Annotated in this window: 18 protein-coding genes; 13 read left to right on the top strand and 5 right to left on the bottom strand. The window is 71.0% G+C overall.

The window, feature by feature from the left end; translation table 11 throughout:
- The first annotated feature begins 343 nt into the window (after window positions 1-343).
- Window positions 344-880 carry a hypothetical protein gene (locus QIY60_RS30345; protein WP_283146122.1) on the top strand — a complete coding sequence of 179 codons (537 nt, stop codon included), beginning with the start codon at window positions 344-346 and terminating at the stop codon, window positions 878-880.
- A gap of 459 nt (window positions 881-1,339) precedes the next feature.
- On the opposite strand, the gene QIY60_RS30350 is transcribed toward QIY60_RS30345, so the two are convergent.
- A complete protein-coding gene (locus QIY60_RS30350) occupies window positions 1,340-1,729 on the bottom strand; it encodes a VOC family protein (RefSeq protein WP_283145368.1) in 390 nt (129 codons plus the stop codon).
- 714 nt (window positions 1,730-2,443) lie between these two features.
- Here QIY60_RS30350 and QIY60_RS30355 point away from each other — a divergent pair.
- On the top strand, window positions 2,444-3,940 hold the full coding sequence (locus tag QIY60_RS30355) for an IMP dehydrogenase (RefSeq protein WP_283145369.1): 1,497 nt from the start codon (window positions 2,444-2,446) through the stop codon (window positions 3,938-3,940).
- Between the two features lie 221 nt (window positions 3,941-4,161).
- Here QIY60_RS30355 and QIY60_RS30360 read toward each other — a convergent pair whose 3' ends face one another.
- Window positions 4,162-4,704, bottom strand: a complete 543-nt coding sequence (locus QIY60_RS30360) for a GNAT family protein (RefSeq protein ID WP_283145370.1) — start codon at window positions 4,702-4,704, stop codon at window positions 4,162-4,164.
- A 149-nt stretch (window positions 4,705-4,853) separates the two neighbouring features.
- Between QIY60_RS30360 and dnaN the strand changes: the two genes are divergently transcribed.
- Both dnaN and QIY60_RS30370 read left to right on the top strand, forming a co-directional pair.
- Window positions 4,854-5,993, top strand: coding sequence for a DNA polymerase III subunit beta (gene dnaN / locus QIY60_RS30365; RefSeq protein WP_283145371.1), 1,140 nt, complete (start codon window positions 4,854-4,856; stop codon window positions 5,991-5,993).
- 177 nt (window positions 5,994-6,170) lie between these two features.
- Window positions 6,171-6,707: a hypothetical protein gene (locus QIY60_RS30370; protein ID WP_283145372.1), complete on the top strand. Its 537-nt coding sequence runs from the start codon at window positions 6,171-6,173 to the stop codon at window positions 6,705-6,707.
- Window positions 6,708-6,888: 181 nt separating this feature from the next.
- Here QIY60_RS30370 and QIY60_RS30375 read toward each other — a convergent pair whose 3' ends face one another.
- Window positions 6,889-7,755 carry a hypothetical protein gene (locus QIY60_RS30375; protein ID WP_283145373.1) on the bottom strand — a complete coding sequence of 289 codons (867 nt, stop codon included), beginning with the start codon at window positions 7,753-7,755 and terminating at the stop codon, window positions 6,889-6,891.
- Between the two features lie 510 nt (window positions 7,756-8,265).
- Here QIY60_RS30375 and QIY60_RS30380 point away from each other — a divergent pair.
- From QIY60_RS30380 to QIY60_RS30400, 5 genes are all read left to right on the top strand, one after another.
- A complete protein-coding gene (locus QIY60_RS30380; RefSeq protein ID WP_283145374.1) occupies window positions 8,266-9,183 on the top strand; it encodes an endo-beta-N-acetylglucosaminidase H in 918 nt (305 codons plus the stop codon).
- Window positions 9,184-9,382: 199 nt separating this feature from the next.
- Window positions 9,383-9,793, top strand: coding sequence for a hypothetical protein (locus QIY60_RS30385; protein ID WP_283145375.1), 411 nt, complete (start codon window positions 9,383-9,385; stop codon window positions 9,791-9,793).
- A gap of 119 nt (window positions 9,794-9,912) precedes the next feature.
- Window positions 9,913-10,116 (top strand): hypothetical protein, encoded by a 204-nt coding sequence (locus tag QIY60_RS30390; protein WP_283145376.1) that lies wholly within the window; start codon window positions 9,913-9,915, stop codon window positions 10,114-10,116.
- On the top strand, window positions 10,113-10,307 hold the full coding sequence (locus tag QIY60_RS30395; protein ID WP_283145377.1) for a hypothetical protein: 195 nt from the start codon (window positions 10,113-10,115) through the stop codon (window positions 10,305-10,307). Before QIY60_RS30390 ends, QIY60_RS30395 begins: the two co-directional genes overlap by 4 nt.
- Window positions 10,308-10,450: 143 nt before the next feature.
- Window positions 10,451-11,668 (top strand): GNAT family N-acetyltransferase, encoded by a 1,218-nt coding sequence (locus QIY60_RS30400; RefSeq protein ID WP_283145378.1) that lies wholly within the window; start codon window positions 10,451-10,453, stop codon window positions 11,666-11,668.
- A gap of 44 nt (window positions 11,669-11,712) precedes the next feature.
- Here the strand turns inward: QIY60_RS30400 and QIY60_RS30405 are convergent, their stop codons facing one another.
- Together QIY60_RS30405 and QIY60_RS30410 are read right to left on the bottom strand one after the other, a co-directional pair.
- On the bottom strand, window positions 11,713-12,612 hold the full coding sequence (locus tag QIY60_RS30405) for an NAD-dependent protein deacetylase (protein ID WP_283145379.1): 900 nt from the start codon (window positions 12,610-12,612) through the stop codon (window positions 11,713-11,715).
- 118 nt (window positions 12,613-12,730) lie between these two features.
- Entirely contained in the window at window positions 12,731-14,056 is a 1,326-nt protein-coding gene (locus QIY60_RS30410) for an MFS transporter (RefSeq protein WP_283145380.1), read from the bottom strand.
- Window positions 14,057-14,128: 72 nt separating this feature from the next.
- Here QIY60_RS30410 and QIY60_RS30415 point away from each other — a divergent pair, with 72 nt between their 5' ends.
- The 4 genes from QIY60_RS30415 to QIY60_RS30430 all read left to right on the top strand — a co-directional run bounded on the left by QIY60_RS30415 (window position 14,129) and on the right by QIY60_RS30430 (window position 19,469).
- Complete coding sequence (locus QIY60_RS30415) at window positions 14,129-15,118, top strand: helix-turn-helix domain-containing protein (RefSeq protein WP_283145381.1); 990 nt, start codon at window positions 14,129-14,131, stop codon at window positions 15,116-15,118.
- Window positions 15,119-15,319: 201 nt separating this feature from the next.
- Window positions 15,320-15,481, top strand: a complete 162-nt coding sequence (locus QIY60_RS30420) for an SflA family class IV lanthipeptide (protein ID WP_180357040.1) — start codon at window positions 15,320-15,322, stop codon at window positions 15,479-15,481.
- Between the two features lie 13 nt (window positions 15,482-15,494).
- The gene (lanL, locus tag QIY60_RS30425) at window positions 15,495-18,233 is read left to right on the top strand and encodes a class IV lanthionine synthetase LanL (RefSeq protein WP_283145382.1); all 2,739 of its coding nucleotides are present in this window, start codon (window positions 15,495-15,497) and stop codon (window positions 18,231-18,233) included.
- Between the two features lie 123 nt (window positions 18,234-18,356).
- Window positions 18,357-19,469, top strand: coding sequence for an ABC transporter substrate-binding protein (locus QIY60_RS30430; protein WP_283145383.1), 1,113 nt, complete (start codon window positions 18,357-18,359; stop codon window positions 19,467-19,469).
- Window positions 19,470-19,607: the final 138 nt, after the last annotated feature.

Genomic DNA, 19,607 nt, shown 5'->3' on the forward strand with positions numbered 1-19,607 from the left:
CGGCGGCAACCAGGAGGGCGAGGGTGCCGACGTGACGGTCGATGAGGACGAGTTCGCGGGTTCGCGCTGAATCCGACCCCGGCTCAGGTGGATGTGCCGACCCGGTGTACGGGAGTGCCCCGGTGGGCGTACCGACCACGGCCGCCGTGCACAAGGTCTGGTCGTGGAATTCACCTACATCGACTACGTGGACATCGCGTTGCAGTGTTGCCAGTTGGGGGAGGCCGTGGGCGAGGTAGCCCGTCGCGGGCTCCTTCACGGGAATGCCGGACCTCCGTCTCCTTTGTCCTCTACGGTACGGATACGCCGTGCTGCCCGTCGCGGCCACCGGAGGAGGAATCTGTTGTTATCGCGCTATGGTCCCCAGCACGCTCCCGCCGGCGATGTGAGCGCGGCTCTCATGATCATCGACTCTCGGCTCAAACAGGTCCACAACGACAAGACGGAGACCGACCCGGAACAAGAGGCGCTGATCGACCAGTTCATCGCGTCACTGGGCCCGAAGGGAGCCAGTGACCTGCTGGACGGCGCCTGCACGCTGATCTACATGTTCATGACGTGGTTGCGGAAGGCCCACGAGGAACACCAGAAGGATGTTTTCGAGCACGTGGTGCCCAACCTCGTGGCCGCGATGCGGATGATGCCCAGGAGTGTCCGTCCCGAGGCCATTCCCACCATGGCCGGGCTGGTCATCGCTGCGGGCACCGGCCTGAGCCCCAGCCTGTGGCGCCAACAGTATGGAGACTGGACCGAAGAGGAGATGACTCCCCTGGAAGTCACCGCCTTTCTGCTCGCGGAGCACATCAACCGCATCACCGACGACGCCGACTTCGCCACCCGTCTGATTACCGAAGCTCTCTCCTGCGCCGGCGACGACTGATGTCCCTTGCCTGGCCCGTCCGGCCGAGACACTGCTGATTCCGGCCGAGCGGGTCGAACGGGCCGAAGGTGCACGTACGGTGTTGAAGGCGTGGAAAGATGACGCGTCGACCACGACCGAAGGGCGGGAGCTGGGCAGCGAGCTGGACCTGCACGCCGAACACCCCGCCTCCCTGCCGGGCGTCACCGTCTTCGACCTGGACCTTCCCGCCGCACTGGCCCGGGATCCCCCTACGCTATATGACGGTCGCCCGTCAGAGCGCGGGCTTGCCGGAGGGCGGTGGTGGGCCGGCCGGTGCGGCGGGTCAAAGGCACGACTCTCACATGTCGTCAGCCGCGTGCAGCTGCCCGCCCCAAACACGCCGCTGAGCGTGCACACGGTGACGGACCAGGCCCGGCCCGCCGGTTCACCGTGGCCGCACGTGTCGGCAGCCGGTGCCGCGCGGTGTGGGACCTCCGATCAGGGGCAGCGACCCGCAAGGACGCAGAACTCGTTCCCCTCCGGGTCTGCGAGGGTGACCCAGCTCTCATCGCCGGTTTGGCCGACGTCGGCGTGCCGAGCACCAAGGTCGAGCAGGCGACGGACCTCTTCGTCCTGCTCCCTGTCGGTGGGGTTGACGTCGATGTGGAGCCTGTTCTTGGCGGTCTTGCCCTCGGGCACGCGCGCGAATGTCAACGACGGCGGCACTGGGCCGAGGCGGTTCTTGCCTTCAGGCACCGCAGGGGAGCCAATTGCCACAAATCCGTCGTCTTCCTCTTGCACCTCGTAGTCGAGGACCGCGCACCAGAACCGGGCGAGACCGAGGGGATCGGCACAGTCGATCGCCAGCTCGGTGAACTTACTGGTCATGTCAGGACCTCCCGGTCACGTAGCGGGTCCGCCGAAGGCCGCCCGCTCTCGCAGTGTTCGACGGCTCGCTCCGCCGGCAGACGGTCTATCGGTGCAGCGCTTCGGCATCGAGGGCCGTGTCTACCAGGATCACGCCCACTCCCACGACCGAATATCCCGAGACGGAAGGCTCAACTGCGCGTCGCCACAGTCCGGTTCTCCCAGATGGGTTGGGTGTTGGGCTCGAAGGCCACGCTCTGCAGCGCGGTGGAGATATCCCGGGAGACGGCGTCGGCCACGTGCCCGGCCGGGAGTGTGGCGCCAGTCGTACCGCCCCGCAACGCGGCGCTCGCCGCTCTCGCTGCTGATCTCCCCAGATCGCTCCTCGTCGCCCGTGACCGGGGCGCACCGCCACACGGCGCGCCCAACGCTGGGTCGCCTACGCCAGCCGTGGGGCCGCGCCCAGTATCTCGCGGCCGGGGACGAGGAGTTGAAGCAACCACCCGGGGGTGGCGGCCGCCGGTGATGGCCACGATTCGTGCATTGGCCGTGTTGATCGATAAGGTGCCAGGTCACGACCGCACCCCGTTCGATCCACGGGCCGGTCAGGGCTCTGCCGCAGTTGGTGGCACCTCCACGGCTGCTGTGCGGATCTCTGCCTGCCCGGGCCCTGGGATAGGGGCGGTCCTCACGGCGGGGCCAGTCGGGCCCCGGCCGACGGGTCAGGAGGAACGAGTGGCACAGGTCATCGCCGAGGTCTCACGGACGTTCAACGAGTTTCTGCTCTTGCCCAACCGGACTCGTACCGACTGCTCGGCTGCGACGGTTGACTTGCGCACGCCCCTGGTGCGGCACATCGCGGGCGAGGCGTCGGCGATCGAGCTGCAGTCCCCGTTCACGTCCGCGATCATGCAGGCCGTCAGCACACCCGAGCTCGCGATCGCGCTCGCGCGAAACGGTGGTTTGAGCTTCGTCCACCACAATCAGCCGATCCAGGACCAGGCCGCAGCGGTCCGTCAGGTGAAGAACTTCAAGGCCGGGTTCGTCACCAGCGATACCAACGTCCGCCCCGACGACACCCTGAGCCTGCTCGTGGATGTCATGCGCCGCACCGGTCACAGCACCGCCGCGGTCACCCACGACGGGACCGCCACCGGCCGCCTGCTCGGCCTGGTGACCTCCCGGGACTTCCATCCCCAGCGCCATGATCTGGACGGACCGGTCAGTGGCCGGATGACCGCCGTCGCCGACCTGCCCCATGCCGGGCCCGACATCACGCTTTCCGAAGCCAACGCGCGGCTGTGGGACGAGCGGCTGGACTGCCTCCCGGTGCTGGACGGCGAGGGGCACTTGCAGCATCTGGTGTTCCGTTCCGACTACGCGGACAACAAGCGCTTCCCGAACCAGGTCGTGGACGCCGCCAAGCGTCTGCGCGTGGGCGCGGGTATCAACACCCACGACTATCAGGAGCGCGTCCCGGCCCTGCTGGAGGCGGGCGCGGACGCGTTGTGCTTCGACTCGTCCGACGGCTACAGCGACTGGCAGGCGCAGGCTCTGTCCTGGGTGAAGAAGCACTATCCGGAGATCCCGGTCGGCGGCGGCAACGTGGTCGACGGCGAGGCGTTCACGTTTCTCGCCGAGGCGGGAGCGGACTTCGTCAAGGTCGGGGTGGGCGGCGGCTCCATCTGCATCACCCGCGACCAGAAGGGCATCGGCCGCGGCCAGGCCAGCGCCGTACTGGACGTCGCGGCGGCCCGGGACGCCTTCCGCGAACGCACCGGCGAGTACGTGCCGATCTGCTCCGACGGCGGGCTGGTGCACGACTACCACGTGGCCTTGGCGCTGGCGATGGGGGCCGACTTCGTCATGATGGGGCGCTACTTCGCCCGCTTCGACCAGGCGGCCGGTGCGAAGCTGCCCACCCGTGACGGCTTCGTGAAGGAGTACTGGGGTGAGGGCTCGAACCGGGCCCGCAACTGGCAGCGCTACGGCCAGGGAGGCCAGGGGCTGGTCTTCGAGGAAGGCGTGGACGGCTACGTCCCCTACGCCGGCGACCTCAACGAAGGGCTCGCCCTGACGGTTGCCAAGCTCAAGACCACGATGGTCTCCTGCGGCTCCAACACACTGCCGGAGTTCCAGTCCACGGCCCGACTGACCCTCGTATCGGACCAGAGCTTCCAGGAAAGCCATGCCAACGTGACCCTGCGGGACACCCCGGCGACGGTCTCCTGACCAGCTGCTGAGTCCCGACGTGAGGACTACTGGCCGGAGGGGAACAACGCGTGGTCGGAACGTCCCCTCCCGCCAGTAGTTCAGACACCTGCGACGCGGCCGCACGTCCTTCGAGCGTGACTTGAGCGGGCGGAACGGCCGTCGCCGGGTGACCTGGGCACGGAACAACGACCGTCGCAGCGATCCTCTTACGGCTCCGGCCATGGTTCTCCGGGCGGACCCTAGACCTTCGAGTCCGGCTTCCAGTCCTGGACGAGGAGCCCGAGCAGCACCTCGTCAAGGAACTCGCCCATCACCCAGGCCGAGGAGCGCAGCACGCCCTCGCGGACGAAGCCGTTGCGCTCGGCCGAGCGCAGCATCGCGGCGTTGTCCGACAGCGTCTCGATCTGCAGCCGCTGGAGGCCGCGCACGACGAAACCGTAGTGGCACAGCACCGCGACCACGTCGGTGCCGTAGCCCTTGCCGCGGGAGGACGGCAGCAGCCCGAGGCCGATGTGCGCGGACCGGTTGTGGTTGTCGATGCCCCACAGCGTCGCGGTGCCGACCAGCGTGCCGCCGTCCAGCTCCACCACGGAGAACGGGACGTGCCCTTGCTCCTTGTCGTCCACCACGAGCCGCGGGTCCTTCGAGCCGGGCGTGACCGGCCGCCACGGCCCGGATTCGGCCCGCGAGGCGTTGACCACGTCGTCGTAGAGCTCTGCCCGCAGGATCGGGATGTCGTCCTCGTGCCGGGCCCTGAGCCCGACCTTGCCGCCACTAAGCATGCAGGCTTCCTATCCGACCGGGCGCGCCGACGGCAAACCAATAAGGCTTGCCTGAGCTGCCGTCCGTGCCCCGATGCCAGGAGCCGTTGTCAGTGGTGGCGTATAGCGTGCGCGGATCAACTGGCACGCTGCGACTGGGGAGAGTACGGATGGAATTCCGGATCGAGAGAAGCGCATTTGCGGAGGCTGTGGCATGGGCTGCTCGCTCGCTGCCCGCGCGGTCGCCCGTGCCTGTGCTGGGCGGCCTCCTGCTGACCGCCGAGGAGGGGCTGCTTCGTATCTCCGGCTTTGACTACGAGGTGTCCGCGAACATCGAGGTGCCGGCCGAGACGGTGGCAGCCGGTCAGGTACTTGTCCTGGGGCGCCGCCTGCTCGACATCTGCAAGGTGCTGCCCGATGCCATGGTGGCGTGCGCGCTGGACGGCGCGCGGTTCACCGTCGAAGGCGGCGGTACGCGGTTCGGGCTCTCGACGCTGCCCCGGGAGGAGTACCCGAAGCTGCCCGGGCTTCCGGAGCCGCGCGGAGTGGTGGATGCCGGCGAGTTCGCGGCGGCGGTGGCTCAGGTCGTGATCGCCGCGGGGCGTGACGATGCGCTTCCGGTACTCACGGGCATCGGGCTCCGGCTGGACGGCGAGTCGATGACGTTGGCAGCCTCGGACCGCTATCGCTATGCCGTGCGTACGGTGACATGGAAGCCCGACGCAGCGGACTCCGAAGCCGTGGAGGTGGTGGTGCCCGGTCGCAGGCTGACCGAAATCGCCCGCTCGCTGGCGAAGTCCGGCCTGATCCGTATCGGGCTCAGTGGCTCGGGCGGCCCGGGCAGCGGCCTGATCGCTTTCGAGGGAGCCGGGATGCACACGACGTTGCGGCTGCTGGAAGGCCGACTGCCGCGTTACGACAAGTTGTTCACGCTGGAGAGCCCGGCAGTCGCGGTCGTTGAGCGCGAGCCGCTCGCCGACGCGGTCCGCCGGGTCGCGGTCGTCGCCGAGCCCAACAGCCCGATCCGCCTCGACTTCTCCACCCAAGGGACAGTCCTCCTCCAGGCGGGGTACGAAGACGACGTCGCGGCCCAACAGCTCACCGCCGCCCTGACCAGCGCCGAGGACATGGCGGTCGCCTTCAACCCGGCCTATCTCTTGGAAGCTCTCAACTCCTTCGGCGCCTCGCAGGTACGTTTCGAACTGCTGGGCCCCGGTCAGCGGGCACTGCTCAGTGGCGTACGGGGGACGGACGACACCGCGCAGCAAGAGCACCAGCATCTGCTCATGTCAGTGCGACAGCTGACCTGACCGCACGCCGCGCAGAGTCTCGCTCACGGGTGCGTACTCGGGCGTGCGTATCGGTTGCACAGTGGGGCCGAGCGGTCATGGTCGGGGCACGACCATGACCGCGACCGCGTTTGAGATCTCGGTAGGGACGGCGGTGACATGCCGAAAGCCGGTTGACCTGTGGTGAATGATGAGATCGTGATCTCCAAGGAACGCGCCGTCGAGCTCGTCGAGTCCTTCCTGGCCACAGAGCTGCCGACGTGGCCATGGAGGGGGCCTGCCCCCACGCCGGACGTCTACCACGTGCAGGAACGCGCGGTCGGCTGGCTCGTCTTCTGGCGCTCGGCGGAGCAGGCTCGCGCCCGTGACGTGCGCGGCAGCTTCGTCGGCGGCCACTACCTGGTGGACCGGCACGACGGGAGCATCCACTACGTGCCCGCCGTCTGGTGGGAGGACGAGGGTTGGGAGGAGCAGTACCTCCTGCAGGCCAAGGGCATCAGGCGACCTGATCCACTGGCCGCCGCTGTTCGCGCGCTCGTGCGCTCCGCCGGGGTCGTGGCCGCGATGAGCCACCTGCGCAAGCAGGCCCCGCGACTGAGCCTGCAGGAAGCAAAGGCCTACGTCATGACCGTTCGGGACGGTGCCGAACCACCGGAAGAGCTGGCGAGCCTTACCCGGAAGGAGCCGAAGTGGCCGCTTCTGCCCATCGAAACGCTGGCTGGTCCGGTCCAGTAGAGGTCTGGCTCGTGGAGGCCGGGAGTCTGGTGCGCGGGCGTGATCCCGCCGGGCCCCTGCGGCTGGCCGCCCGCCCCCCGCCAACACCTCGGGCAGTCCCCCCACTTGGGCCCTGTGTGACTTGCCCGGGTCGGTACCCCGTTCGCCGAACCCGGGCAGCCACAGGCCGCTGACCGGCGCCTTACGGGCGCCAGTCGGCCTCCAGGTCGTGGGAGTCGGTCTTGGTGAGTTGGGTCAGTGCGGTGCCGTCGGCCCGTACCAGGTAGAGGTGCTCGGGGTCCGCGTCGTCGGTGCCGCCTCTGGTGAAGACCAGGCGGCTGCCGTCCGGGGACCAGGAAGGGTTCTTGTCGTTGAACCGGGCCGCAGTGATCCGGTGGAGTCCGGTGCCGTCGGGGCGGACGAAGTAGAGGTGGGCGAATCCGGAGGAGTCCACGCGGCTGAAGGCGATCCTGCCGCCGTGCGACCAGTCGGGCGTCCAGTCGTGGGAGCCGGGCCCGGTGACCGCCGTCTGAGTCAGGGTGGACAGCCGGATCCGCATCACCCTGCTGTGTCCGGCCGCGTCCGCGCGGTTGAACGCCAGGTACTTGCCGTCCGGGGACCACGTCGGATGGAGGTCGTCCGCCGCGGTGTGGGTGAGTCGGGTGGCGGGAGTGCCGTCGATGTCGGCCACATAGATCTCGCGCTGGGTGCCGACCGGCTTGGCGTAGGCGATCCGTTTGCCGTCCGGGGACCACGCCGGGTCGGAGGCGCCCTTGGTGCCGGGGACGGCCTTCAGGTCGCCGCCCGTGGTCTTCATCGTCCAGATGCCGTCGATGGCGCCACTGGATCCGTAGCGGACGAAGGCGACGCGCTTGCCGTCCGGCGACCAACTGGGCATCACGTCGCTGACGGTGGAGGTGTGGGTGAGTTTGACGGGCGTGCCGCCGCTGGGGGAGACGGCGTAGAGGTCTTCGGTGGGCGCTGCCGCGGTGTAGCGGGCGAAGACGATCGGGTGGCTCCCCGCCGCCCCCGCGCCTCCTGCGGCGCCGAGGGTCAGTGGTGCGGCCATGACGATGGCCGTGGCGGTCAACGCCGCCCGTCGGCGCGTGGTGCCGGTTGCGCCGGTCCTGCCGATTTTCCGATCCTTGCCGGCGGGTCTTCCGCCGCCGGTGCGGTGCTGTTGGCGTGCCAAGGTGTCCACCCCGTTCCCTCCCTGCGGCCTGTTGTCGGCCGCGTTGGCCGGTAAACATCCCACCGATGGGGCTCTGGGGGAAGCAAGGGAACCTGGGAATCTGAGCCCTGTGACGGGTTCCGTACACCGCTGTCACAAGCGATGTACGTGTGACGCGCGGCGACCGTGGATCACAGCGCACAGGGAGTCCGTGGGGTGGGCGTGGAGGTGCGGCGTCGCGTGCCCGAGGCACCCTATGCAGGCCGACACGCGGTATGGCAGGCTCCGGTCCGGCCGGAGCGGGCGGACCGTACGGCATGATCCGTCCGCTTCCGCAGGGCAGGTGTGGAGCGCGCCTGCCGCTGGTGGAGCAACGGCACGAGCCATGCGACGGGAGGCTGATCGGCAATGCGCACATCACGCCGTAGCACAGCACGGATGACGGCACTCGCACTCCTGGCCGCCGCGGCACTCGCGGTCGGCGCGACGGCGACCACCCCTGCGGCGGGGGTACCCACGGTGAAGAAGCAGGGGCCGACCTCGGTGGCCTACATCGAGGTGAACAGCAACAGCATGCTCAACGTCGGCAAGTACCGCCTGGCCAACGGCGGCGGCAACGTCTTCGACATCGCGGTGGTGTTCGCCGCCAACATCAACTACGACACCGCGAAGAAGTCGGCGTACCTGTACTTCAACCCCAATGTGCAGCGCGTCCTCGACAACGCGGCGACGCAGATCCGCCCGCTGCAGGCGAAGGGCATCAAGGTCATGCTGTCGGTGCTCGGCAACCACCAGGGCGCCGGGTTCGCCAACTTCCCGTCCAGGACAGCCGCTTCGGCATTCGCCAAGCAGCTGTCCGACGCCGTGAGCACGTACGGCCTCGACGGCATCGACTTCGACGACGAGTACGCCGAATACGGCAGGAACGGCACCGGCCAGCCCAATGCCGGCTCGTTCGTCCATCTGGTCTCCGCGCTGCGCGACTACATGCCGAACAAGTTGATCTCGCTGTACAACATCGGCCCGTCGGCGACGAGGCTGTCCTACGGCGGCGTGAACATCTCGTCGAAGTTCACCTACGCCTGGAACCCGTACTACGGCACCTGGGGTGTGCCCGGAATCGCCCTGCCGAAGGCGAACCTGTCACCGGCGGCCATCGACTTCGGATCGACGTCCTCAAGCACCGCGGCGAGCCTGGCCAAGCGGACCGTCAGCGAGGGCTACGGCGTCTACCTCACCTACAACCTGGACGGCTCCGACCGGCACACCTATGTCTCCAGCTTCACCCGGCAGCTGTACGGAAGCGACGCCGTGTACACCCCCTGAGGCGCGGTGGCGGCAGCGGCTGGGCAACCAGCGCGGCCGAAGGAAGGCCGGTGGCGCCTGTTGCAGGACGGTGACAAAGGCGGGGCAACGCCTTTGGGGCGAGGGGCATCTCTTCAGGCAAGAAGCGAGCAAAGGGCACCAACTCACTGAAGCGTGAGACAGCGTGAGATCTGGTGCTTTTCGACCGAGAGGGATATTCATGGCCATCACCAAGCGGCACTCCCTGCGTATCGCTGCCGTGGGCGTCGTCAGCGCGGCGTCCGTCGTTCTCGCGGGAACCGTTGCCTCGGCCGCCACCCCGGCGACCGGCGCCTCCGTCGCGCAGGCGACCGCCGCCAAGGCCGGCATCACCGCCAAGCCGTCGGTGACCTCGGTGAAGGCATGGCAGCTGTTCCGTGTCACCGGCACCGCGACCGGTCTGAAGGCGGGCAGCAAGCTGGTCCTCCAGCAGAAGCAGGGCGCCAAGTGGGTCAGCCTGCCCGCCGTGACGCCGCTCGGCTCCAAGGGCACGTACTCGCTGGGCGTCAAGCTGGGCCTGAAGGGCAAGAACGAGCTGCGCATCGTGAGCGGGAGCACCGCCTCGCCGGTGTTCCACGTGACCGTTCACTGACCTCCCGTCCCGTGCGGGCCCGCACGCACGGACCATCAGCCCGTGGCCGCTCCGGCCGCGGGCTGTCGGCGTTGCCCGGGCCGCTGGGCGGGCGAGAGTCCGAGTGGGATACTCCCGGCGTGACTCCCACCCGTCGCCCCCTCGGCACCGGCCCCCGGACCTCGCAGCCGCCGATACCGGCCGCCGAGCCCCGTCCCCGCGTGCACGCCACACAGGCCGACCTGGACACCGGCCCCCTCGACCAGGCTCACCTCCCCGACGTCGACGATCTCCGGGCCCGGGGCGTGCTGAGCCCCGCGCCCCTGGAAGAATCGGCCCCGTGAGCACCACGCGCCGCCCGCTGGGCACCGGCCCCCGCACCGTCGCCGACGAGCAGTCCCGCACCGACGAGCGCGGCACCGCCGCCGAGCGTGCGCCCGCCCCCGGCAGCCCCCTTCCGCCGCCGACGCCCAGTCCTTTCCGCAGTGGCCGCCGCCCGCTGGGCACCGGCCCGGACGCCACCGCCGACCGCTAGGGCCCGCACTCGGCAAGGTCCGTCCTGCTGACACGTCCCCGGCCCCCCCCGGTAATTCGCTTGACCCGGCCACAGGTCAACGCTGCACTGTGGCGGGGCGCCACGAGGGGTGGTGCCGGTAGCGCGGGGAGGCAGCGGCAGCAATGGAGATCCGTTCCACGACCGACCAGGACCTGGATGTCTTCGTCGACACCCTCCATGCCGCGTTCGGGCGCTTCCCGGAAACCCCGACCGATGGCGGCGGGGTGTGGTGGTCGGCGCTCGAAATGGACCGCGGCCTGTTCGCCATGACGGCGGACGGGCGTCCCGTCGGCACGGCCGGTGCGTACTCCTTCGAGCTCACCCTGCCCGGTGAGATCCTCGTCCCGGCCGCCGGGGTGACCGCCGTCGGCGTCGTGCCCTCGCACCGACGCCAGGGCGTGCTCAGCGCGATGATGCGGCATCAGCTGACCGAGCTGCGGGCCCGAGGGGAGTTCCTTTCCGTACTGCTGGCCTCCGAGGCGCTGATCTATCGCAGGTTCGGGTACGGACCGGCGACGTATACGCAGCGGCTGACGGTGCCGCGCCACCAGGCCGCCTTCGCGCTGCCCCGGGCGCGTGGCGAGGCCGGCTCGGACACCGGCTCGGTCGAGGTGCTGCGGCGTGCCGACTGCGGCGAGGTCCTGGAAGAGGTGTACGACCGGTACCGCCGCGCACAACCCGGCGCGCTGTCGCGGCCGCGCCGCTGGTGGGCCCTGGGCGCGGGGCAGCCCCCGATCTCTCCGGCGCCGCGCTACGTCGCCGTACACCGTGACGCCGACGGCGTCCCGGACGGGTACGCCAGCTATGCGATCGGCGAGCCCGGCACCTTGACGGTCGACGAGACCATCGCGGTGGACGACGACGTCTTCACGGCCCTGGCCCGGTTCGTACTCGGACACGACCTGGTCAGTGAGGTCGTGTTCAAGCACGTTCCGCCCGAGCACCCGCTGCGCTGGCAGCTCGCGGACTTCCGTGCCGGTCAGGTGGGCAACGACACCGACTGGCTCTGGGTGCGTCTCCTTGACGTCCCGCGTGCGCTGACCGCGCGCGGCTGGTTCACGGACGGCGAGCTCGTCCTCGACGTGGACGACCCGTTCCTCGGCGAGCACGGCCGTTACCTGCTGACCGTCCGGGACAGCAAGGCCGACTGCGTCCCGACGGACCGGGAGCCCGACCTGTCCCTGGACGTGAGCGACCTGGGCTCGATCTACCTCGGCGGCACCGCCCCGAGCACGCTCGTGCGGGCCGGACACATCCGCGCCCACCGGCCGGGCGCGGCCACCCTCGCTGACGCCCTCTTCCGCGCCGAGCGTGCCCCGCACTGCCTGCACTGGTTCTGACCGCGCTCGCCGACCCAGCGCAGGTCTTGGGCGCTCGCCCTCGGTCAGACCGTCGCCGGGTCGTCCACGGGGATGCCCAGGTGCCCGGCGACGGTGGTGAGGGCCGTTCCCAGGGGGAGCGCGACCCGGGTGACGGCGTGCTGGTCGCCCCGGGTCGGGTCCCGGTTGACGATCACCACCGGAGTCCCGGCCCGGGCGGCCTGGCGTACGAAACGCAGCCCGGACATCACCGTGAGCGAAGAGCCCAGGACCAGCAGGGAGGTCGCCTCGCCCACCAGCGCGCGGCAGTGCGCGACCCGCTGGGGCGGAACGGCTTCGCCGAAGAACACCACGTCCGGTTTGAGGACGCCGCCGCAGACGGTGCAGGGCACCACGTGGAAGTCCCCGACCTGGTCATCGGTGAGGTCGGCGTCGCCATCGGGGTTGATCGCGGCGGCCACCGGTGCGAACCCCGCGTTGGCCTCCTCCAGCCGCCGGGCGAGTTCACGGCGCGGGCTGAAGTCGCCGCAGGAGAGACAGACGACCCGGTCCAGGCTTCCGTGGAGTTCCACCACGCCGTCGCTGCCTGCGGCCTGGTGCAGACCGTCGACGTTCTGGGTGATCACACCGCTGAGCAGGCCGTGCCGCGCGAACGCGGCCACGGCCCGGTGTCCGGCGTTGGGCCGGGCGCGGCCGAAGGTGCGCCAGCCGAGGTGACTGCGCGCCCAGTACCGCCGCCGGGAGTGCGTGCTGGCGGTGAAGTCCTGGTAGGTCATCGGCGTGTGCCGGCTGAGGCTTCCGCCCTCGCCCCGGTAGTCGGGGATGCCCGACTCCGTGGAGAGGCCGGCCCCGCTGAGCACCAGCACACCGCCGGTCCTCAGCGCGTCGGCGACCGGTCCCGGATCCGTGGTGCCGGGCGGCAGGCTCGCGTCGGGGGTCCAGCTGAGCGTGGGGCGCATGCGCATACGGCCAGCGTACGAAATGGGCGGGGCACCGGCACAGGGCCGTTCTGCCCGGGCGGCGAGCGCACCCCGCCCGGGCAGGCCGCCGGGGCGACACGAGGAGGGCCCGTACCGTGGCCGGTCATTCTCCGTCCGAACCGCTCGGTGCCCCCGGCTCGCTGCTGCCCGTGGGAGCGGCGCGGCGCAGGGTGCGGATCGCCGGGATCGAGAACAGGGCCACACAGCCCGCCAGGCAGGCGCCCGCCGACACCAGCAGCAGTTGCTCCGGGGCGACCAGCCCGGTGGCCGGACCCGCCAGGATCTGGCCGAGCGCCATCCCGGACACCGAGCCGGCCTGCTCGTACGCGGTGACCCGGTTGAGCACCGCGGGCGGGGTGTGGGTCTGCACGCTGGTCGCCCACATCACCGACCAGAACGCCCAGGCGCCGCCGCCGAGGACGTGGCCCGCCAGCAGTACCGGCAGGTCGGCGCCCAGCGCCACGCAGAGCGGCAGCACGGTGTACAGCGTCATCGCCACCGCGCCGGCGGCCAGCGGCCGGGCAGGGCGCAGCCGCAGCGCCAGCAGGCCGCCGAGCACCGTTCCGACGCCGAGGAAGGATACCACCAGGCCGTAGGCGTTGGGGCCGAGCCGGGCGCCGATCAGTGCCGAGCCGAGCGGTACCAGCGGGCCGAAGAGCAGCACGCCGTACCCCACCCAGATCAGGATCACCGCCCACATCCAGGTGCGTGCGCGGAACTCCACCCATCCCTGGCGCAGGTCGCGGCGGAGCGAACTGCCGGTGTGGGCGGCGGAGTCGGTGGCGGCCGTGGTCTCCCGGGGCGCGCCGCCCCGGGCGAGCGGGATGAGCGCCAGGCACAGGGCGCTGAGCAGGAAGGTGCCGGCGTCGATCGCGTACACGGTCCCGGCGCCCGTCAGCGTGATGAGCAGCCCCGCCAGTGCCGGGCCGAGCAGTTGGGCGAGCGCGTCGGCCACCTTGAGCGTGGCGTTGGCCCGTTGTGGCTCGCGGGTGACCAGCGGGACCATCCCGTTCACCCCCGGCAGGAACATCGCGACGGCCGCACCGGCCAGTGCCGCCATGGACACCAGCAGCCAGAACGGAGGCGTCCCGACGAAGAACGCGACAGCCAGCACACCCTGCGTGAGCACCCGGGCCAGATCCGCGCCGACCATCATCCGGCGCGCGCCGAACCGGTCGGCGAACACCCCGCCGAACAGGACCAGGAGGACGAACGTGCCGGTCCAGATGCCGAGGACGAGGCCGACCCCGGAAATCCCGTACACCGCGCCGACCGCGAGCGCGGTGGCCACCGGCATCATCGCGTCACCGACCAACGAGACGGCGCGGGCGGTGAAGTAGAGAGTGAAGCGCCGGTCCCACAACGGGGGCCGGGCAGTTGGCGGGTCGGTCCGGGCGCGCCGGGCGGTCTGCGTCTGCGTGGTGGTCACCGTACAGATATTGGACTGGACCAATCGGTCATCCCCAGTGTCCTGACCGACATGATGGGGTACTTTCGCGCCATGACGCTCCGTTCGCGGCCGAAGTCCCCGGCGCTGCACCGGGTCGTGGCCCTGCTGCAGCCCCCGCAGTCGACCTTCACGCTGGCCTGCGCGAGCGAGGTGTTCGGCGACCACGGCCCGGCGGTCCCGGCCCACTACGCCTTCGAGGTCTGCACCGAGAGCCCCGGCCCGGTGCGCACCCAGGACGGCTACGACATGCTGGTCACGGCAGGCCTGGACGCGTTGGAGAGCGCGGACACCGTGCTGGTCCCCGGCTGGCAGCAGCCGCCCGGCACCGAGGTGCCGCCCGCGGTGGTCGCGGCGGTCCGACAGGCGCACCGGCGCGGCGCGCGGGTCGTCGCCCTCTGCTCGGGCGCCTTCGTGCTCGCCGCCGCCGGCCTCCTTGACGGCCGGCGGGCCGCCACCCACTGGGCCAGGGCCGCTGAGCTGGCCGCCCGGTTCCCGCAGGTCCGGGTCGACCCCGCGGTGCTGTACGTGGACCACGGCGACGTCGCCACCAGCGCCGGATCGGCGGCCGGCGTGGACCTCTGCCTCCACCTGGTGAGCGCCGACCAGGGCGCCGCGTACGCGATGCGGATCGCCCGGCAGATGGTGATGCCGCCGCACCGCGAGGGCTGCCAGCTGCAGTACGCCGAACTGCCCACCTCCGGACCGGTCACCGACTCGCTGGCCCCGCTCCTCGAGTGGCTGTCCGGGCGCCTTGACCAGCCGGTCAGCGTCGCCGACATGGCGGTCCGCTCCCAGGTCTCGCCCCGCACGCTGACCCGGCGCTTCACCGAGCAACTGGGCATCAGCCCCGGGCGCTGGCTCCTTGACCGGCGGATCGCCGCCACCCGGGCGCTCCTTGAGGAGACCGACCTGCCGGTGGAAACCATCGCGCGCAAGGTGGGCCTCTCCTCGGCCGTCAACCTGCGCCGACGCTTCCATGAGGCCGTGCGCACCACGCCTTCCGTGTACCGGCGCGCCTTCCGCGCGGACAAGGCCGGGTAGACCGAGGCGGGGTCGATGGGCCCCGACGCCCTGACAGGTCCGACCGCGCACGTGCGCCAAGTGGCCCTGCATCCAACACCGTTGGGTTCGGATACCTCTCTCGTCCACCCTCTTGCCGGTTCGTTCGACTTCGATGAAACTGGCATGCGCTTGACAATCTCTGCACCGAACCTTCTCATTCTGCACACAGAAAGGACCGTCATGAGCCCTGTGGCACTGCAGATCCGCGACGCCGGCCCACTCGACGTGGCCGTGGAGGAAGAAGAGATCCCGTTCGAGGAACAGGCCGACCCCAGCCGTGGTCTCCAGGCGTGTCTGGCAGACCCCTGGGTGACGGCGACGACCCGCTTCGCCTGCGACTAGGCGGGGAGCGCGAGTGACGGCCGCACCGGCCCCGGCCGGCGAGGACGGGTCCGGTGCGGCCGTCGCCGACGTCCCACGGGCCGCGGGGGCTTCGGCGCCCCGGCCCGGCGGGCCGGGCCCGGAACACAGCCTCGACGGGCGACTCAGGAACCTCCTCGCCGACGGCGAGCGGCGTCTCGTCGCCGACGAACAGTGGCTCTGCCTGTTCGCTCCCCACCCGTGGGCAAGTGAACTCCCCGCCCACGGCTGGAAACTGCACGTATCCGCCCGTCCGGAGGACCTTTCACGGGTCGCGGACCTGGTCGTCCCCGTGCTGCTGCGCTATGTCTGCGACGCCAAATTCGCCCGCGACGCGGCGGTGTTGGGCCTGATGAACAGCGGAGCCCTCGATGCCGCGCTCGTCGGGAAGGCGGTCACGGTCTATCCGCGACCGCAGGATGTGACGGCGCTGGGCGGTGAACTCGCGAATCTCCTGGCCGGTTGGCCTGGCCCCCGGGTACTCAGTGACCGGCAGATCCGCTCCGACGCTCCCGTCTACTACCGCTACGGCCCGTTCCGCGCCACGGGCACCGACGATGCCGCGCTCGTCATGACCGGCCCCGACGGGGCGCGCTTCCGTGGGCGCGCGGGCACTCGTTACCGCCAGCCACCGTGGACCGCCGACCCGTTCCGGGCCGCCACGCCGCCCGCGGCCCGGTCTGCCCGTCTGATCGGCGGGCGATACCGGCTCACCACGGGCATCTCCCGTTCCCCCCACGGTGACGTCTACCGCGCCGTGGACACCGACTCCGGCGAGCGCGTGATCGTCAAACAGGCCAGGGCCTACGTCGGCGAGGGCCCCGACGGCGTCGATGCCCGCGGCCGCCTGCGGCACGAGCACGCCGTTCTGCGGGCCCTCGCGGGCGTCGAGGGCGTCCCGCAGGTTCGCGACCACCTCCGCCACGGCGACGACGAGTACCTGATCACCACCGACTGCGGGCCCCGTGACCTGCGCCGCGATGTACTCGGCCACGGACCGTACGCGCCCGCCGCCGAACCCGCGCCCGCAGCCACCGGGACAGTCGGCGCGACAGCGAACCACCGCGAAATCGCCACGCTGGCACGCCGTTTGCTGGCCGTGCTCGACGCCGTACACACCCGCGGCATCGTGGTGGGCGACCTCAAACCGTCCAACGTGGTGCTCGGCGAGGACAACACCGCGCACCTCGTGGACTTCGGTGTCAGCGCACTGCACGGTGACCGGCCCACCGGCGCGACGCCGGGCTACTCGATGCCGGTGTACCGCGCGGGCGAGCCGCCCGCCCCGGCCGACGACCTGTACGCGCTCGGCGCGACCCTGCACTTCGCGCTGACCGGCATGGACCCGGTGGTCGTCGACCGCGATGAGGCCGTCAACCGGGAGCGCACCCTCGCCTGCCTGGCCGCCGTGCTCCCCGGCGCCGCGCACCGGTCGGTACGCGAACTCGTCGCCGGGCTCTTGGACCCCGACCCGCTACGGCGTGCCGCCTGCGCACGGCGGTGGCGCGGGCAGCCGACACCACCGGCCACCGGGCGCCGGCTCCCGTCACCGCGGAGGATCACCCGCGGCCTGCTGGACGACCTGATCGCGCACACCGTCGCGACCTGCGCGACCGCCGCCGGAGAACTCCCCGCCGGACCGCAGCCCCGACACGGGCAACTGCACTTCGGGCTGACCCTCTACGACGGCGCGGCCGGTGTGGGCTTGGAGCTGCTGCACCACCTGGAACACCCAGGCGTACCGCAGGCCGTGGCCGGCCTCGCCCATCGCACCGCCCGCCACACCGCCCTGCCGACGCTGACCGCCGCGCTGTACACCGGCCGCACCGGCGTCGACCTCTTCCTGGACGCCGCCGCAGAACTGACGGGCACAGCCGAGGCGTTCGTCCCTCCGCCGAGCCTGCGCCCGTACGACGACACCGGTGATCAGATCGGCGGTGCGGCGGGTGTCGGCAGTGGGTTGTTGGCGCTGGCCCGGCGCGCGTACGCGGCGGGGCGGGACGAGAAGGCCCGGGCGCGGCTGGCCGCAGCGGGGGAGTGTGTCCGCACCCTGCTGGCCGCGGAGGACGGGCGGGAGCGTGCGGAGCCGCAGCGTTCGGCGGCTGCGTCCGAGGCGGCGTTCCCGTTCGGCTTCGCCCACGGCCGGGCGGGTGTCATCCACTTCCTGCACGCCTACCACCGCCTCACCGGCGACCCGGCAGCCGGCGCGGCCGCCCGCTCGGGCCTGGCCGAACTCGCCGTGCACACACCGCACCTGCTGGCGCTGGCGGCCCGCCCCGAAGCCCACCGGCGCTACGGGTCGTGGTGCCGCGGACTCGCCGGGATCGGAACCCTGCTGATCGAGGCGGGCGGGCACGAGGGGGACCCGCGCCTGACGGACCTGGGGGTGCGGTGCGCCTGGGCGTGCCGCGACCTCGCGCCCCGGATGAGCCCCGTGTCGCAATGCTGCGGGCTGGCCGGCGTCGGCGAACTGCTCATCGACGCCGAGGCCGTCACCGGCGACGGCAAGTTGCACCGCGCCGCCGAGGACGTGGTGGGTCTGATCCTGGCCCGCAGCGGTGGCACCCTGCGTAGGCCGCTGTTCCCCGACAACACCCTGGCCGCTTCGGGACCGGGGTGGGCCACCGGCAGCGCGGGCGTCCTGTCCCTTCTGCGCCGCCTGCGCGACCACGGCGGTCCGCGCCTGTGGAGCGACAGCGCACCGGCCCCCGCGCAACCCCTCTCGGGACACTGAGCCTGTCGTTTCCACCCGGCTCACCCTCGGCAACCACCGATCCCGCCCGGCAAGAGCATTGCGTTCCTGTGCTATCACTCCCGAAGGGCTTGCACACCGACGGCAAGAGGGAGACGCCAACGTATGAATATGTCACCATTGCCACTGGGAGCGGAGCCGACTGACGGATCGTCCGTCCGGATCGGCGCTCTCGTTCCGCTGACTCGGCCCGGCTGGGTCGAGGCGGGCCGGCACTTGCTCGCCGGACTCGAATTGGCGGTCGGCGACGTCAACGACGCCGGCGGGATCGATGGAAGGCCACTTGAGCTGGCGGTCCGGGACAGCGCGGCAGACCCGCACAGGGCCGCGGCGGCCGTGGACGAACTGGCCCGCCTGGGCGTGGCCGCCGTGGCGGGGGAGTATCACAGCGTCGTCGCTCGCGCCGCTGCCGCCAGGGCCGACGCCCTCGGCCTGCCGTTCCTGTGCTCGTCGGCGGTTCTCGACGCGCTCACCGAACAGCCGACGGAATGGGTCGCGCGCCTGGCCCCGGCACAGTCCCACGGCTGGCGGATCTACGCGGACTTCCTCCTGGGCGCGGGCCACAGCCGCATCGCCGTAGCGGCCGACCCGAGTGTCTACTGGGCATCCGGGACCGGCATACTGCGGGACCACCTCACTCCACGCGGCGCCACCGTCATCGAACTCGACATGCGCGAGCTCACCCCCACCGCCGTGTGCGACGCACTCGTCGACCACCGCGCAACAGCCCTCCTCCTGCTGGTCGGCCACCCGGAGCCCGCAGTGCCGATCGTCAAGGCCGTCCGCCGCGACCAGCGCCTGGCCGAGATCATGATCGGTGCTCCGGCCGGGCAGCCGGAGTTCTCCGAATGGGCGGCGCTGCTGGGCGACGACGGCGCAGCGATCCCGTTCTTGCGCTACCTGCCCGAGCGCCTCGGCCCGCTCGGCGTACGAGTCGAGACGGCCCTGCGCGAGCGGCTGGCCCAAGCACCCTCCTTCGTCGCCTTCGAGGGCTACGACACGGTCACCGTCCTCGCCGATGTGCTGCGGTCGCACGGCGCGGACCGGGAACGCACTGCCGCATCCTGGCCGCGCGTCGCAGTCGAAGGCACCCGTGGGCAGATCCGGTTCTCCCGCACGCCGGGCATCAGCGTGTGGCAGTGGGCCTGGGCGCCCGTCCAGGTCGTCGACCGAGATCCGGCGAAACCCGATCGCTTTCGGATCCTGCACACCGGCTGAGAACACGGTGGCGCGGTGGCGATGCTCGGCGGTGGATCCGGTCGCTGAGCGGCTCGTGGGGGGATGCGTCGCCCGGTACAACGTGGATGCTTCGCAAGGGCCGGGTGGTCCGTTGGGTGGCGGGTCCGGCCCTCGCGG

The sequence above is a fragment of the Streptomyces sp. BPTC-684 genome (genome assembly GCF_030028635.1).
GTDB classification, from domain to species: domain Bacteria; phylum Actinomycetota; class Actinomycetes; order Streptomycetales; family Streptomycetaceae; genus Streptomyces; species Streptomyces noboritoensis.

Excerpts from the sequence above, each read along its gene's own strand:
- QIY60_RS30350 (WP_283145368.1), bottom strand. The coding sequence starts at position 1,729 with ATGACCAGTAAGTTCACCGAGCTGGCGATCGACTGTGCCGATCCCCTC.
- QIY60_RS30360 (WP_283145370.1), bottom strand. The coding sequence starts at position 4,704 with ATGCTTAGTGGCGGCAAGGTCGGGCTCAGGGCCCGGCACGAGGACGAC.
- dnaN (WP_283145371.1), top strand. The coding sequence starts at position 4,854 with ATGGAATTCCGGATCGAGAGAAGCGCATTTGCGGAGGCTGTGGCATGG.
- QIY60_RS30375 (WP_283145373.1), bottom strand. The coding sequence starts at position 7,755 with ATGGCCGCACCACTGACCCTCGGCGCCGCAGGAGGCGCGGGGGCGGCG.
- QIY60_RS30380 (WP_283145374.1), top strand. The coding sequence starts at position 8,266 with ATGCGCACATCACGCCGTAGCACAGCACGGATGACGGCACTCGCACTC.
- QIY60_RS30385 (WP_283145375.1), top strand. The coding sequence starts at position 9,383 with ATGGCCATCACCAAGCGGCACTCCCTGCGTATCGCTGCCGTGGGCGTC.
- QIY60_RS30400 (WP_283145378.1), top strand. The coding sequence starts at position 10,451 with ATGGAGATCCGTTCCACGACCGACCAGGACCTGGATGTCTTCGTCGAC.
- QIY60_RS30405 (WP_283145379.1), bottom strand. The coding sequence starts at position 12,612 with ATGCGCATGCGCCCCACGCTCAGCTGGACCCCCGACGCGAGCCTGCCG.
- QIY60_RS30415 (WP_283145381.1), top strand. The coding sequence starts at position 14,129 with ATGACGCTCCGTTCGCGGCCGAAGTCCCCGGCGCTGCACCGGGTCGTG.
- QIY60_RS30420 (WP_180357040.1), top strand. The coding sequence starts at position 15,320 with ATGAGCCCTGTGGCACTGCAGATCCGCGACGCCGGCCCACTCGACGTG.
- QIY60_RS30430 (WP_283145383.1), top strand. The coding sequence starts at position 18,357 with ATGAATATGTCACCATTGCCACTGGGAGCGGAGCCGACTGACGGATCG.